The organism is Paraburkholderia caballeronis (genome assembly GCF_900104845.1).
Classification (GTDB): Bacteria; Pseudomonadota; Gammaproteobacteria; order Burkholderiales; family Burkholderiaceae; genus Paraburkholderia; species Paraburkholderia caballeronis.
The window spans coordinates 851,907-867,114 of record NZ_FNSR01000003.1; the positions used below are offsets into that span (position 1 = coordinate 851,907).

Below are 15,208 nucleotides of genomic sequence, written 5' to 3' on the forward strand. Positions count from 1 at the left end.
CGAATTCCAGCGAGTGAAACCGGCTAAAAACTGGCGAATCATCGTTCAATCACAAGATTAACAATGCAAAGAAAATGTAAAAACATCATCACGACTTGATATAACGCAGCCTTTTACTTTTAGTTTTTTCGCACGAATATCCGTGGGGATTTGGCATTCACCCGCTCGCAGTTGGCGCTCTTTTTTGGGATTACGCACCCAATTCCGTGCTGAATTCTCGACTTCCTGATTCTGCGGATGCGAAAAATCAACGCAATAAATTCCACGCCATTGAGCCCTGACTTTACGGAAAGTATTACATCAACCATTTATCTCTAAAAACCAGGATTTTTAGATTTGATTCAGACCAGCATGAAAGTCCATTAGGGTCTCAGGGATAGAAAACTTCGATTGCTTAGGTCAAAGCCCGGATCAGAGCCTGGTTGAGTGTCCGCACACCCCATTCCTCCCCATCCCGCAGAAGACCCTTCCATCACAGCGTATTAATCGTCCGCAACACCCGCGCCAATAATCCGCCCAGCGCCGTCATCCGTTCGTCACGACGGCATGGCAGGCCGCGCCGCCCCACCCACGACACGCACAGACAACTCCATGCATTCGAACCACAACGAACAGAAGCAGCACCGCGACAGGCCCTCGCGCGCCGCGCGCCGCCCGTCCACCGCCGTCGCGCAAGCGGCCGTCGCGGCCTGCATCGCCGGCGTCGGGATCGGCGTGGCGCACGCGCAAAGCAGCGTCACGCTGTACGGCCTGATCGACACGTCGATCACCTACGCGAACAACCAGCGCACCGGCGGCGCGGGCTCGCCGGGCAGCAGCGACTGGACGATGACGAGCGGCAACCTGAGCGCGTCGCGCTGGGGCCTGCGCGGCAGCGAGGACCTCGGCGGCGGGACAGCCGCGGTCTTCACGCTGGAGAATGGTTTTTCGTCCACGACTGGCGCGCTGTCGCAGAAAGGCGTCGACATGTTCGGCCGCCAGGCGTGGGTCGGCCTGCAATCGAACACGGCCGGCACGCTGACCCTCGGCCGCCAGTACGACCTGATCCTGAACTTCGTGACGCCGCTCGGCGCATCCGGGTCCGGCTGGGGCGGCAACCTCGCGATGCACCCATACGACAACGACGACTCGATCCAGAACATCCGCATCAACAACTCGGTGAAATACGTGAGCCCGACGTGGCGCGGCCTCACGTTCGGCGCGATGTACGGGTTCTCGAACACGCCGGGCCAGTTCGGCAACAACGCGGCATGGAGCGCGGGCCTGTCGTATGCGAACGGACCGATCAAGCTGGGCGCGGGTTACCTGAAGATCAACCGCGATTCGAACCTCGCGAACGCGGCCGGCGCGGTCAGCACGACGGACGGCTCCGCGACGGTCACGGGCGGCAGCGAGCAGATCTGGGCGCTCGCGGGACGCTATGCGTTCGGGCCGCACTCGGTCGGCGTCGCGTGGTCGCATTCGACGACCGACGACGTGACCGGCGTCTATCAGGGCGGCAACATCAGCACGCTGAAGGGCAATACGCTGGTGTTCGACAATTTCTCGGTCGATGGCCGCTACTTCGTCACGAGCGCGCTGAGCCTCGCCGCCGCGTACACGTACACGATGGCGCGTTTCGACAGCAGCACCGGGCAGACGCGGCCGAAGTGGAACCAGGTCGTCGCGCAAGCCGACTACGCGTTCACGAAACGCTCGGACGTGTATCTGGAAGGCATCTATCAGAGCGTGAGCGGCGGCAACGGCAATCCGGTGTTCAACGCGTCCGTCTATACGCTGACGCCTTCGTCGAACAGCAACCAGGTCGTCGTGTCGCTCGGGCTGCGGCACCGGTTCTGATGCACGAACGCGGCCGCGCACCACTGCGCGGCCGCGGTGTCAGCGCAGCGGCCGCCGCATCAACGCATCGAGCAGCGTCGCATACGTGCTGACGACCAGCGGATCGTCCGGCAGGAACCGGGCGATCATCGCGCGCTGGCGTTCGCGCCAGGCGTGCGGATCGCCGAGGCGCGCGTCGATCGCTTCGAGCAGCCGCGCGGCGCCTTCGCTGACGTCGTTCGCGCGATAGTAGTAGCCGAGTTCGGGGCACAGCGCCGCGTTGTGCACGAGCGGATACCCCAACCAGCACACTTCGAGATAGAAGTAGTTGAGCGGGTTCTCCATCTGGTGCGACACGACGATATCGACGCCGTGCGCGAGAAACGCCGGCGTATCGTAGCGGCCAAGAAACACGGCCTTGTGATCGCGCACGATGTCGAGCTGGTTCATCAGCGCGATGAAGTCCGGGTTCTGCTGCGCGAGCGCCAACGCGTTCGTCACCTGTAGCAGCGCGACGTCGTCGGGACGCGCGCGGTAAGCCTGTTCCGCGATCAACGCCGGGTACAGGCAGAACTTCACGATGTTGATATTCGGCTCCATCACCGCGAGCCGCACCGGCCCCCGCTTCGGCACATGGACGCCGCCGTCCGGCAGCGCGCGGCCGCGCTCGTCGATGAACGCCGGGCTCCAGACGAACGGCACGACACGCGCCGGAACCCGGCGCAGCACCTCGAAGTACGGGCGGCTGTTGCCGGCCACCTGCGGGATCACCCACAAATCGTCGTAGCGCGGATTCACGAACAGGCCGCCGCCCCACACCGGCCGGCCCGCGAGGATCGCCTCGGTCGCGTGCACGTATTCGGAGCCGCAGCAGTACGAGACGAGCCGCACGCCGCGCGTCTTCAGATAATCGGTGCGCGCGGCGTCGAGCTGGCCGCCGAGTTCGATCACGACGTCGAGGTCGTCCTTCACTTCGTCGAACGCGCAGGTCGGCCATCGCGCGACATCCCATGGCAACGCGGACGTCACCGGCACCGCGGTCGTGTTCACGAGCGTCACGCGCTCCACGCCGGGGCAGCGGCGCAGCGTGTCCGACAGGAACACCGCGTTCTGCTTGATGCCGTTGGTCCACAGCGATTCGTCCGCGCGGTTCAGGCCGATCGTGATGCCGATCCGGCGCGCGTGCGCGGTCATTGCGGACCCGCGCCGTACGACGCCGAAAATTTCACGTAACGCCGGATCGTCAGACAGCCGGGCGGCGAATCGACCAGCGACACCGTCGAGCCGGGCTCCCGGTCGCGCGTATAGACGGTCATGTGCGGCAGGAGCGGCGTCGCGCGGTAGTCGCGCAGTTCGCGCTGCGCGACCTGCCGGCACGGCGACGCGTCGAACGCGACCCGCTCGGCCGACACCGCACACGTGCCGTCCGCCGCCGGCGCCGCGTTCACGGAGATCACCGCGTTGCCCTGCGCGGTCTCCAGCCCGACCAGCGAGAACACGGGCGCGCCGTTCGGATGGGCGCGGTCCCAGTCGATCAGCACGTCGCTGCGCGTCGCGCCGCGCACGCCGATCGACGACAGCGCGTCCAGCGCGGGCAGGCATTGCCGCACGCCGACGCTCGACGCCGCGCGGGTCAGCGGATTGACCGGCGCGGCCGGCGCGCCGCCCGGCGCGAGCACGCCTTGCGCGTGGGCGGCGAAGCTCGCGATCGCTGCCGCAACGACCAGGGCGGCCGGAACGATTCGTTTCATGCGTAGATTCCTTGCGGGTACAACGCGTCGATGGCGGCCGCATAGGCCCGGACGTTGCCCTCGTCCTCGGGATGCAGCGTCCGCAGGAACGCGCGCGCCGTCTCGCGATAACGGCCGAGTTCGGCGTCGTGCCGGACGAACGCGTCGCGCAGCGCGCGGCCGCCCTCCTCGCAGTCGAAGTCGTGATAGCGATAGCCGCAGCCGCCGATCAGCGGCGAGTTGTGCACGAGCGGATAACCGCCGTGCAGCGCCTCGTAATACAGGTAGTTCTGCGCGTTTTCCCACTGGTGCGCGACCACCGCGTCCACGTAACCGCCCATCACCTCGTAGAACGGAAAGCGCCCCTCGAACGACGCGATGCCGTGCCGCACGATGTCGAGACTGCGCGCGAACGCGTTGAAGCCCGGATGGTCCTTCATCTTCAGCGTGTTGTAGACCCACACGTGTTCGAGCAGGTCCGGATCGGCGCGATGCGCGGCCTCGCAGCACAGCATCGGCAGCGGACTCGTCTTGACCATGCACAGGTTCGGCTCGAAGATGCCGGCCCGCCAGCGCCGCCGGCCGGGCCGATAGCCGAATGGCCGGTCCGCCGGCAGCCGCGCGGCCGCGCGGTCCAGCACGAGCGGGCTCCACAGATGCGGCAGGATCCGCACCGGCGCGCGCATCGCGCCGCGATAGTACGGCGCGCAGGTCGTCGCGTATTCGGGCAGCGTCCAGACCTCGTGATACGGCGTGCGGTGGATCAGCAGCGCATGCGGACGGTTGAACACCATCCGCTCGACGTCGATCACATAGTCGTTGCCGACCCGCATCGACACGACCCGGCCGCCGCGGTCGCGGAACCGCTCGACCCAGGCGCGATCGAGCTGCGCGCTCATCTCGATCATCAGGTCGAGACGCGCGGCCGCGTCGCTCATGTCGATCAGCGGCGCGGGCGCGTCCTCGACCAGGCGGCGCGCGTCGTCGCAATCGCCATCGCCGCCGCCGATCACGAGATACACCTCGGACACCGACGGCACCTTGCGCAGCAGCATCACCAGAAACAGGCAGTTCTGGAAGATGCCGTTCTCCCACAGCGACTGCCCGCCCTTGCGCACGAACAGCGACACGCCGACCTTCAGCCCACGCCGCGCGGAGTCGCTTCGAGCCTTCTGCGTCATGCGTTGCCTCCGCGCGCGCCGAGCGCAAGCAGTCGCTCCGCATAGGCCGCGAGGTTCGCGTCGCTGTGCGGATCGACCGCGTCGAACACCGCGCGCGAGCGCGCGCGATACGCGGCGAGCGCCGCGTCGTGCCCCCGCGCGGCGGCGAGCAGTTGACGCGCGCCCGCATCCGCGTCGAAGTCCGGATAGTAGTAGCCAGCGTCGGCAAGCCACGGCGAATTGTGGATCAGCGGATAGTCGCCATACAGCACGTCGAGGTACGCATAGTTCTGGTCGTTGTTCCACTGATGCGAGACGACCGCGTCCGCATGCTGGCCCATGAAGCCGGCGATGTCGTGCCGGCCGTGGAACGTCGCGCGATGCTCGCGCACGAGGTCGAGCGAGTTCGCGAGATGCAGCATCGTCCGGTGATCCTTCATGTGCAGCGTGTTCAATACGTGCATCGCACTGACCGCGCCGCGCTCCATGCGCCAGGCTTCGTCGCAGACCAGCATCGGAATGCTCGACGCCTTGACGACGGAGATGTTCGGCTCGAAGATCGCGACCCGCAGGCCGCCGCCTGCGGCCTCGCGCGCTTCGCGCGCCGCTGCGTAGCCGTAGTGCACGCCGTGACGCGCGATTTCGGCGATCCGCGCTTCGAGAAACGCGGGGCTCCAGACGAAAGGCACGATATGCACCGGGCAACGGTGCAGCGTGCGCATCCACGGAATCGACAGCCGGTCCTTCGGCAGCAGCCAGACTTCGTCGCAGCGGTCGGGCCGCTGGACGGAGCCCGGCCGGTCGAACACCGCGGGCTCGACGAGCGCCGCATACGGTTGCCCGCAGCAGCAGAACACGACCTTGCAGCCGCGCGCGCTCATCAGGTCGAGCCATGCGCAGTCGAGCGCGCCGGCCATCTCGACGATCACGTCGACTTCGTCGGTCGCGTCCCGCTGCGTGACGAGGCGCAGGCCGGGCGCAACGCGTTCGACTTCGCAAGGCAATGCGCGCTCGCTGCCGGCGTCGATCAGCATCACTTCGCGCACGAACGGCAGACGCCGGAACGCGGCGGCAAGAAAGATCGCGTTCTGGCCGAGACCGTTCTGCCAGATGCTCTGGCCGCTATGACTGAGGACGGAAATGCCGATGCGCACGGTCCGGTTTGTTCTCCTGAAGCCGCGCGGCCTTCACGCGTGCATGAAGTGCATGAAGCGCGTGAAGGCCGAACGGCGGGTTGACGCGGGCTGACCGGCGGCGCGAGACGGAACGTGCGAAATTCATTCGATCGCCGAACAACGGATTGGCATGGAAAACGTCGCGCTTGCATCCGTCGTAATGAGATGGGCGCGCCGCTTCCCGTTCGTCACGCGCGCAGGCAGCGGCCCGGAAAGCGCAAGATTTTATGGGCAGAGCGTGCGTTCGGGACGCGCAATCCGGCGGCGTCCTGACGGCGATCATCTGTTGGGTCGTGGGGGCCGGCGAAACCCGTCGCGATGCGGGCATTCGCCCGGGTAAATCCGGCCGCCGTGCCGGAGAATTGCGATAAAGCGAAACGGCGGCGGCGGCAATCAACCGATACGCCTCGCCGCTCGAAAGTAAGCAAACCCGCCGCTCACCTCCGCTCCGTCCTCAACCTCACCGCATCCTGCATCGGCGGCGCGCCGAACAGCCGTTTGTATTCGCGATGGAACTGCGAAAGACTGTCGTAGCCGACCGCCGCCGCGACGACGCCGAGGTCGGTCGCGCCCTGCATCAGCCGCCGGCGCGCCTCGAAGAGCCGCAGGCGTTTCTGGTACTGCAGCGGGCTCAGCGACGTCGAATCCTTGAAATGCCGGTGCAGCGACGACACGCTCATGTTCACGTGAGAGGCCAGCACGTCGAGCCGCAGCGGCGCCGCGTAGTGCGCCTTCACCCATTCGACCGCCCGCCCGATCCGCGACGTGCGGCTGTCGGCGACCAGCGCGTCGCGCAGCCGCGCGCCCTGGCTGCTCGTCAGCACGCGGTAGATGATCTCCTGCTGGATCAGCGGCGCGAGCGTCGGAATGTCCCGCGGCGTGTCGAGCAGCCGCGCGAGCCGGCACGCGGCGTCCAGCAGCGCTGGCGGCAGCGCGCCCGCGCTGATCCCCGGCCCGGCCGGCGCGGCGTCCGGCGGCGGCAGGTCGCGCGAGACGACGAGATCCGTCGCGAGCGCGATGTCGAGTTCCAGCGCGAAACACAGGTACGGCCGCTCGCGGCTCGCCTCGATCACGCGGCCGACGATCGGCAGGTCGATCGACACCACGAGGCAGTGGGCGGTGTCGTAGCGGTACGACTGGTCGCCGGCGGTGATCTGCTTCGCGCCCTGCGCGGCGAAGATCAGCGCGACCTTGCTGAACGTGTACTCGCCGGCCGAAGGCGCAGAATAGCGGTGAAAAGTCAGCGGCTCGATGGCGGTGCGGTGCTCGCCGTCGATCGGCGAAAACCGCTCGACGATGCGGGCCAGTTCGGCCAGCGCGCTGCCCCGCTCCGGGGCCGGCGGCGCGACGAGTCTATGGAGATCCATGCGCTGCGGTTCCTGAAATGTGCTGACCGGATTATTGCGCCACGCCGCGCACAGGGAAACACCGCCGATCCGGATTCGCAGGATCGTGCACGAATCAGGCAGGAATGTGGAGCCGGCAGCGCGCCGCAACGACCACAATCCGTCTGTCTTTCATTCGCCCGCTTCCGTTGCGGGCCCGAACCCGAAGGAGATTCGCATGATCCAGGTTCACGGCTATGCCGCCCAGCACGCCGGCGCCCCGCTGACGCCGTTCCAGTTCGAACGCCGCGCGCCCGGCCCGCACGACGTCCAGATCGAGATCCTCTACAGCGGCATCTGTCACTCCGACCTGCACCAGGCGCACGCGCACTGGGGCGCCGAACTGTTTCCGATGGTGCCGGGCCACGAGATCATCGGGCGCGTCGTCGCGGTCGGCGCGCACGTCACGAAGCTGAAACCCGGCGACTACGCGGGCGTCGGCTGCATGGTCGATTCCTGCCGCCACTGTTCGGCCTGCGAGGAAGACCTCGAACAGTATTGCGACGAAGGCGCGACGTGGACGTACAACGCGATCGAGCGCGACGGCGTGACGCCGACCTACGGCGGCTACTCGGACCAGATCGTCGTCGAGGAACGCTTCGTCGTCAGCATTCCGGAGACGCTCGACCTGAAGGGCGCGGCGCCGCTGCTGTGCGCGGGCATCACCACCTATTCGCCGCTGCGGCACTGGAAGGTCGGGCCGGGCCAGAAGGTCGGCGTGATCGGACTCGGCGGCCTCGGCCACATGGGCGTGAAGCTCGCGAAGGCGATGGGCGCGCAGGTCGTGATGATTACGACGACGCCGGAGAAAGGCCGCGACGCGACCCGGCTCGGCGCGGACGAGGTGCTGGTGTCGCGCGATCCGGCCGCGATGGCGTCGCACGCGGCGAGCTTCGACTTCCTGCTGAACACGATTCCGGTCGGCCACGACGTCAATCCGTACCTCGCGCTGCTCAAGCGCGACCGGACGATGGTGCTGGTCGGCGCGCTCGAACCGCTTCAGCCGGCGCTGAACGGCGCGAACCTGATCTTCGGCCGCAAGAGCATTTCCGGATCGGGGATCGGCGGGATGGCGGAGACCCAGGAGATGATCGACTTCTGCGCGAAACACGGCGTGGTCAGCGACGTCGAAGTGGTGCCGATCCAGCAGGTGAACGAAGCGTGGCAGCGGCTCGAAAAGAACGACGTCAAGTATCGGTTCGTGATCGACATGGCGTCGCTTCGCGGCGAAGTCGCGTAACACGCGGCGCGGCGGCTATTGTGCATGGGGTTCGATGCGCGCCGCCGTTTTTTTCGCATCGGCCGGCGGCGCGCCTGCTACGTGAAACGCCGCCGCCCGATCAAGCCGTATATCCGCCGTTCACGTCCAGCACCGAGCCGGTGATGTAACCGGCGTCCGGCCCCGCGAGAAAGACGATCGCGGCGGCCACTTCGCCGGGCGGCCGGTCCGGCGGCGTCGCCGCGTCCGGGCTGTCGAGCCAGATGCCCGCGTGTTTGATCAGGATGTCGAGCGATCCATGCGTCGCGGCAACGGAGTCGTGCGCGGCCTGGCAGTCGTCGGCCGACGTCACGTCGAGCCGCCGCGTCCGCCGCCGGGCTCTCGAATCGCGGCGGCCCGACGAAACCCGTGTCCGCAAGTCGCAAAAGCGATCACCCGATGGAAAGAATTCGCTATGCCGCCGCGTCGCGCCGCGGCTATAGTCGCTCGAAACGACCACGGAGACACTCACGATGACCCAGCAAGCGTGGCGCGGCGTATTCCCCGTCGTGCCGACCATCTTCGACGACGCGGGGCGCCTCGACCTCGACGGCCAGCGGCGCGCGGTCGATTTCATGATCGACGCCGGCTCGCACGGCCTCGCGATCCTCGCGAACTTCTCCGAACAGTTCGCGCTGTCCGACGACGAGCGGAACACAGTTCAAAAGACCGTGCTCGAACACGTCGCCGGCCGCGTGCCGGTGATCGTCACGACCACGCACTTCAGTTCCGACGTGTGCGCCGCGCGCAGCCGCGCCGCGCAGGATGCCGGCGCCGCGATGGTGATGGTGATGCCGCCGTACCACGGCGCGACGATCCGCGTGTCCGAGCGCGGCATTCACGAGTTCTATCGGCGCGTGTCCGACGCGATCGACATCCCGATCATGATCCAGGACGCGCCGGTGTCGGGCACGACGCTGTCCGCCGCGTTCCTCGCGCGGCTCGCGAAAGAGATCGGCAACGTGTCGTACTTCAAGATCGAATGCCCGCAGGCGGCCGCGAAGCTGCGCGAACTGATCGAACTGGGCGGCGACGCGATCGCCGGGCCGTGGGACGGCGAAGAGGCGATCACGCTGCTGCCCGATCTCGACGCGGGCGCGACCGGCACGATGACCGGCGGCGGCTACCCGGACGGCATCCGCCGCATCTACGACGCGTACATGGCCGGCGATGCCGACACAGCGGCCGCGCTGTACCAGCAGTGGCTGCCGCTCATCAACTACGAGAACCGGCAGACCGGCCTCGCCGCGTGCAAGGTGCTGATGAAGGAAGGCGGCGTGATCGCGTCGGACGCGCTGCGGCATCCGCTCGCGCCCGTGCATCCGGCGACCCGCGAAGGACTGTTGAAGGTCGCGCGGCGGCTCGAACCGCTGGTGCTGCGCTGGGGGCGTTGACGGCCAGCGGTTGGCGATGACGTTCGGCGGCGCGGCGACGGGGGATTCGACTTCGTCGCGTTCGCGGACGTATGCCGAATTACGGCAACCCGCCCGCTTCGACCAGCCGGATGAACTGCTCGGCCGCCGGCGACAACACGCTGCGCTGACGCGTGACGACGCCGAACGTCTGCGACTGCGATCCGAGCTTCACCGGCAGGATCCGCAGCATCCGCCGCCGCGCGAACAGTTGCGCGATGCCGGCCGGCAACAGCGACACCAGATCGTCGCTTCGCTGCAGCAGCGCGATGGTCACGAACGTGGATGCGGTCGAGATCGTGTTCGCCGGCATCGCGAGGCCCGCGAGTTCCATTTCGTGTTCGAGCAGCGCGTGAAGCGGCATGTGCGCGGGATACGTGACCCAGCGATGCGACGCGAGATCGCGCAGCGTCAGCGTCTTTTTTCCGACGGCCGGATGCCCGCCGCCGACCACCACCGACAGCGGCTCCGCGCCGAGCGACCGGTAGCGGTACTTCGACGGGTCCTGGCTGACCGTCGAGCGCCCGATCACGAGGTCCAGTTGCCCATCGTCGAGTTGCGCGAGCATCCGCGTGCTCGTGTCCTCGGTGATCTCGACCGACAGGTTCGGCTGGCGCGCCTGCAACGCGATCACCGCCGGCACCACGACGTCCGGTATCGCGCCCATGATCGCGCCGATCGCGAGCCGCCCGCCGCGGCCCGAGCGGATCTGCGCGACGTCGTCGCACAGCGCGTCGAGGCCGGTCGCGAACCGCCGCGCATGGCGGATCACGCAATGGCCGAACGGGTTCGGGATCATCCCGCTCTTCGTGCGCTCGAACAGCGGCGCGTCGAGCATCGTTTCGAGTTCGCGCAGCGCCTTGCTCGCGGCCGACTGCGTGATCGACAGCGCGCTCGCGGCCTTGTGCAGCGAGCGGTGGTCGTCGAGCGCGATCAGCAGTTGCAGCTGGCGCATCCGCAGCCGCGACAGCAGCACGTTCAACGTGTTTTTCATCGGGATCGCGAAAGAACGGCGCAATGCGCCGCGAGGTCGGGGCGGCGAAGCCGCGCAGGCGTTATCGCGCCGAAGCGGGACCGGTCGTCGTGTCGGCCGGAACGCGACGGCGGTTTCGCGTCGCGCTGGCCGGCGAGCGCGGCCAGGGTCTGCCCCGCGCTCGCCCTGCGGATCACGTGATCGCGCCGATCTGCCACGGCACGAACTCGTTCTGCCCGTAGCCGTGCAACTCGCTGCGCGACCGCTTGCCGGACGCCGTGTCGAGCATCATCCGGAACAGCACGCGGCCGAGTTCGTCGATGCGCGCGGTGCCGTCCAGCACCTCGCCGCAGTTCAGGTCCATGTCGTCGGACTGGCGCTGCCACAGCGCGGTGTTGGTCGCGAGCTTGATCGACGGCGACGGCGCGCAGCCGTATGCGGAGCCGCGCCCGGTCGTGAAGCAGATCAGGTTCGCGCCGCCCGCCACCTGGCCGGTCGCGGAGATCGGGTCGTAGCCGGGTGTATCCATGAACACGAGGCCCTTCTTCGCGACCGGCTGCGCGTACTCGTACACCTCGACGAGATTCGTGTGGCCCGCCTTCGCGATGCCGCCGAGCGACTTTTCGAGCACCGTCGTCAGGCCGCCCGCCTTGTTGCCGGCCGACGGGTTGTTGTTGATCGCCGCGTGATGGCGCTCGCAGTAGGCCTCCCACCAGCGGATCCGCGCGACCAGTTTTTCGCCGACCTCGCGCGTCACCGCGCGGCGCGTCAGCAGATGCTCCGCGCCGTAGATTTCCGGCGTCTCGGACAGGATCGCGGTGCCGCCGTGCTGCACCAGCAGATCGACCGCCGCGCCGAGCACGGGGTTCGCGGTGATGCCCGAGTAGCCATCGGAACCGCCGCATTGCAGGCCGACCGTCAGGTGGCTCGCCGGCATCGGCTCGCGCCGCACGTCGTTCGCGGCCGGCAGCATGGAGCGGACCAGTTCGATGCCCTTCGCGATCGTTTTCGTCGTGCCGCCGGTGTCCTGGATCGTGAACGCGTGCAGCCGCGCGTGTTCGGTCAGCCCCTGCGTGTCGAGCAGCCGCGAAATCTGGTTCGTCTCGCAGCCGAGCCCGATCACGAGCACCGCCGCGAAGTTCGGATGCACCGCGTAGCCGCCGAGCGTGCGTTGCAGGATCGACAGCGCCTCGCCTTCCGGATCGACCGCGCAGCCGGCGCCGTGCGTCAGCGCGACGACGCCGTCGACGTTCGGGAACGCGGCGAGCGCGTCCGGATGGATGTCGCGCCGGAAGTGATCGGCGATCGCGCGCGCGACCGTCGCCGAGCAGTTCACCGAGGTCAGGATGCCGACATAGTTGCGCGTCGCGACACGGCCATCCGCACGGACGATGCCGTCGAACGTCGCCGGCTCCACGGCGGGCGCGGACGACATATCGCACACGCCCTCGCTGAACGCGTAGTCGCGCGCGAACTCGCCCATCGCGAGATTGTGCGTATGCACGTGCTGGCCGGCGCGGATCGGCTGGCTCGCGAACCCGATGATCTGCCCGTAACGATGCACCGGCTGGCCCGGCTCGACCGCGCGCGTCGCGACCTTGTGGCCGGGCGGAATCAGGCCGGACACGGTCACGCGCTCGTCGTCGAGCGTCGTGCCGGACACCAGTTGATCGAGCGCGACGACGACGTCGTCGGCCGGATTCAGGCGGATCACGCGGGCGCGCCGCGCAGGCTGCGCGTCGGCCGGCGCGGCTTCGGAGTCGGTGGAAAGCATGGTCGGATTTCCTGGCGGGTCGTCGATCTAATATATTAGTATTCGATTATTATCCGAATTGTATCGACGTGCCGGAGGAGCGTCATCCGGGTTTACCCACTGACGCGCACGATCCCCTGCGTCCCTCGAACGATCCGCGCCGCAGCCTATCGGGCCGCCCGGCGCATTAATATACTGGCCACATCAGTCCAACCCGGCCCAACCGACCGCCCTTCATGAAGTCCATCCGCAACGATCCCGACGCGTTCATCGGCCGCGTGCTGTCCGCCGGCCTCGCGCTCGACCGCTCGATGGCGCTGTCCACGCAGATCTACCAGTGTCTGCGCGAAGCGATCATCACGATGGCGTTGCAGCCGAACGACGTGATCTTCGAACGCGCGATCGCCGAGGCGCTCGGCGTGTCGCGCACGCCGGTGCGCGAGGCGCTGCTGCAACTTGCGCGCGAGGACCTCGTGATGATCGCCGCGCAGTCGCGCACGTTCGTCGCGCCGGTGCGCCGCGAGCAGTTCGTCGAAAGCGCGCTGATCCGCCAGGTGCTGGAGATCGCGAGCATCCGGCGCGCGGCCGAGATCGTCAGCGACGCGGAACTCGACCAGCTTCACGACATCCACGAAGCGCACCGGCGCGCGGTCGAGCGCGGCAACCCGGTCGCCGCGATCCGTCACGACAACGCGTTCCATGCGGCGGTCAGCCAGTCCGCGCGGCTGCCGAAGATGCAGCAACTGGTCGAACTCGTGCGCGCGCCGATCGATCGCGTGCGGCACATCACCGTGCGCGATCCGGTCGTCGCGGACGTGACGTTGAGCCAGCATCAGCAGGTGCTCGACGCGCTGCTGCGGCACGACCCCGACGCCGCCGAGCGCGCGCTGCGCGATCATCTCGACGACGCGTTCGAGCGCCAGAAGATCGCATTCGACGCGAACGTCGCGCTGTTCGAAGGCACCGACGAACCGGCCGCGACGACAGCGGCATAAACCGTGACGACGATTGCGCGCGCAACGCGCAATCGCGGCATCGGCGTCCCACACTCTGTACAACGCGTTGTTCCCTTTACGATTCGCCCGCCGGCGACGATGATCGCCCTTCAGCGGCGAGCGTCGAGCATCGCGCGTTATGTTCATCAACCACGAAAACCTCGCGATTAACGCGGCGTGCGTAGCAGCACACATTGACCGCATTTCGCATTGCACCGCGTCATACCGCTCGCAGGTTTCAAAAAGCGAATCGCCCGCCGCCCATCGTTCCCGGATAACCCAACGAAACGACTGACCGCCCGCTTTTATGCGCGTTATTGCGCCCATTCCCAATCTTTGAGAAATTTCATAAATAGGATGACTATATAAGCGATAACGCTCGGGAAAACGATAATCGCGACGGCCGAATACGGCAAATATAGTAGGTCTATTGAAGTCGGAAGGCAGGCGGCCGGAGGATCAACCGAAGGCCCCAGGATGGCGCGAATCTCCGTCGTGACACTCCCCAGGCCGTGGCGGATGACGGGTGTAGCGCCTGATTTAAACAACTACAACGCAGGCTACCTCGGAGACACACATGAAGCTGGCAACGCGCAGGATCGCGGGCGGGCTGGTCGCAGCCGCCTTCGCGCTGATTTCGGCCGCCGGTCACGCCGAAGACAAACCGATCACGCTGGGTTTCGCGCAGGTCGGCGCGGAAAGCGCATGGCGCACCGCGAATACGGTATCGGTCAAAAGCGCCGCGAAAGACAGCGGCATCAACCTGAAATTCTCCGATGCGCAGCAAAAGCAGGAAAACCAGATCAAGGCGATCCGCTCGTATATCGCGCAAAGAGTCGACGTGATCGCGTTTTCGCCGGTCGTCGAATCGGGCTGGGAGCCGGTGCTTCAGGAAGCAAAGCGCGCGAAGATCCCGGTGATTCTCACCGACCGCAACATCGACGTGAAAGACCAGTCGCTGTACGTGACGATGATCGGCTCCGACTTCATCGAGGAAGGACACCGCGCGGGCAAGTGGCTCGAAGACCACTACAAGAGTTCGCCGGGGCCGGTCAACATCGTCGAGCTGCAAGGCACGGTCGGCTCCGCGCCGGCGAACGACCGCCACGCAGGTCTGATCGAGGTGATCAAGAACGATCCGAAGTTCAAGATCATCGCGTCGCAGAGCGGCGACTTCACGCTCGCCGGCGGCAAGCAGGTGATGGAGGCGTTCGCGAAGACCTACGGCAGCAAGATCAACGTCGTCTATTCGCACAACGACGACATGGCGCTCGGCGCGATCCAGGCGATGGAGGAAGCCGGCATGAAACCCGGCAAGGACATCAGCATCGTGTCGTTCGACGCGACGAAGGGCGGCTTCGAGGCGATGATCGCGGGCAAGATGAACGTCGACGTCGAATGCAGTCCGCTGCTCGGCCCGCAGTTGATGACGGCGGTGAAGGACATCGTCGCCGGCAAGACGCTGCCGAAACGCATCGTCACGACCGAGACCGTGTTCCCGATGGACGTGGCGGCGCAGGTGCTGCCGAGCCGCAAGTATTGAGCGGCG

The 15,208-nt window shown here is 66.8% G+C and carries 13 protein-coding genes; 5 read left to right on the top strand and 8 right to left on the bottom strand.

The window, feature by feature from the left end:
* Positions 1 to 591: 591 nt before the first annotated feature.
* The gene (locus tag BLV92_RS30415; protein WP_090552852.1) at positions 592 to 1,839 is read left to right on the top strand and encodes a porin; all 1,248 of its coding nucleotides are present in this window, start codon (positions 592 to 594) and stop codon (positions 1,837 to 1,839) included.
* A gap of 39 nt (positions 1,840 to 1,878) precedes the next feature.
* Here BLV92_RS30415 and BLV92_RS30420 read toward each other — a convergent pair whose 3' ends face one another.
* The 5 genes from BLV92_RS30420 to BLV92_RS30440 all read right to left on the bottom strand — a co-directional run bounded on the left by BLV92_RS30420 (position 1,879) and on the right by BLV92_RS30440 (position 7,250).
* A complete protein-coding gene (locus BLV92_RS30420; protein WP_090552853.1) occupies positions 1,879 to 3,012 on the bottom strand; it encodes a DUF2827 domain-containing protein in 1,134 nt (377 codons plus the stop codon).
* The gene (locus tag BLV92_RS30425) at positions 3,009 to 3,569 is read right to left on the bottom strand and encodes a hypothetical protein (RefSeq protein ID WP_090552855.1); all 561 of its coding nucleotides are present in this window, start codon (positions 3,567 to 3,569) and stop codon (positions 3,009 to 3,011) included. The genes BLV92_RS30420 and BLV92_RS30425 overlap by 4 nt, the downstream gene beginning before the upstream one ends.
* Positions 3,566 to 4,729: a DUF2827 domain-containing protein gene (locus BLV92_RS30430; protein WP_090552857.1), complete on the bottom strand. Its 1,164-nt coding sequence runs from the start codon at positions 4,727 to 4,729 to the stop codon at positions 3,566 to 3,568. The genes BLV92_RS30425 and BLV92_RS30430 overlap by 4 nt, the downstream gene beginning before the upstream one ends.
* Positions 4,726 to 5,862, bottom strand: coding sequence for a DUF2827 domain-containing protein (locus BLV92_RS30435; RefSeq protein WP_090552858.1), 1,137 nt, complete (start codon positions 5,860 to 5,862; stop codon positions 4,726 to 4,728). The genes BLV92_RS30430 and BLV92_RS30435 overlap by 4 nt, the downstream gene beginning before the upstream one ends.
* A gap of 458 nt (positions 5,863 to 6,320) precedes the next feature.
* Positions 6,321 to 7,250 carry an AraC family transcriptional regulator gene (locus BLV92_RS30440; protein WP_090552860.1) on the bottom strand — a complete coding sequence of 310 codons (930 nt, stop codon included), beginning with the start codon at positions 7,248 to 7,250 and terminating at the stop codon, positions 6,321 to 6,323.
* 196 nt (positions 7,251 to 7,446) lie between these two features.
* Here BLV92_RS30440 and BLV92_RS30445 point away from each other — a divergent pair, with 196 nt between their 5' ends.
* Complete coding sequence (locus BLV92_RS30445) at positions 7,447 to 8,508, top strand: NAD(P)-dependent alcohol dehydrogenase (protein ID WP_090552861.1); 1,062 nt, start codon at positions 7,447 to 7,449, stop codon at positions 8,506 to 8,508.
* A 100-nt stretch (positions 8,509 to 8,608) separates the two neighbouring features.
* On the opposite strand, the gene BLV92_RS33150 is transcribed toward BLV92_RS30445, so the two are convergent.
* On the bottom strand, positions 8,609 to 8,839 hold the full coding sequence (locus tag BLV92_RS33150) for an SDR family oxidoreductase (RefSeq protein WP_090552863.1): 231 nt from the start codon (positions 8,837 to 8,839) through the stop codon (positions 8,609 to 8,611).
* A gap of 160 nt (positions 8,840 to 8,999) precedes the next feature.
* Between BLV92_RS33150 and BLV92_RS30455 the strand changes: the two genes are divergently transcribed.
* Entirely contained in the window at positions 9,000 to 9,920 is a 921-nt protein-coding gene (locus BLV92_RS30455) for a dihydrodipicolinate synthase family protein (RefSeq protein ID WP_090552864.1), read from the top strand.
* A gap of 79 nt (positions 9,921 to 9,999) precedes the next feature.
* On the opposite strand, the gene BLV92_RS30460 is transcribed toward BLV92_RS30455, so the two are convergent.
* The gene (locus tag BLV92_RS30460; RefSeq protein ID WP_090553192.1) at positions 10,000 to 10,932 is read right to left on the bottom strand and encodes a LysR family transcriptional regulator; all 933 of its coding nucleotides are present in this window, start codon (positions 10,930 to 10,932) and stop codon (positions 10,000 to 10,002) included.
* Between the two features lie 172 nt (positions 10,933 to 11,104).
* The gene (locus tag BLV92_RS30465) at positions 11,105 to 12,685 is read right to left on the bottom strand and encodes a UxaA family hydrolase (RefSeq protein WP_090552866.1); all 1,581 of its coding nucleotides are present in this window, start codon (positions 12,683 to 12,685) and stop codon (positions 11,105 to 11,107) included.
* A gap of 215 nt (positions 12,686 to 12,900) precedes the next feature.
* Between BLV92_RS30465 and BLV92_RS30470 the strand changes: the two genes are divergently transcribed.
* Complete coding sequence (locus BLV92_RS30470; protein WP_090552867.1) at positions 12,901 to 13,659, top strand: GntR family transcriptional regulator; 759 nt, start codon at positions 12,901 to 12,903, stop codon at positions 13,657 to 13,659.
* Positions 13,660 to 14,236: 577 nt separating this feature from the next.
* The gene (locus BLV92_RS30475; protein ID WP_090552869.1) at positions 14,237 to 15,202 is read left to right on the top strand and encodes an ABC transporter substrate-binding protein; all 966 of its coding nucleotides are present in this window, start codon (positions 14,237 to 14,239) and stop codon (positions 15,200 to 15,202) included.
* Positions 15,203 to 15,208: the final 6 nt, after the last annotated feature.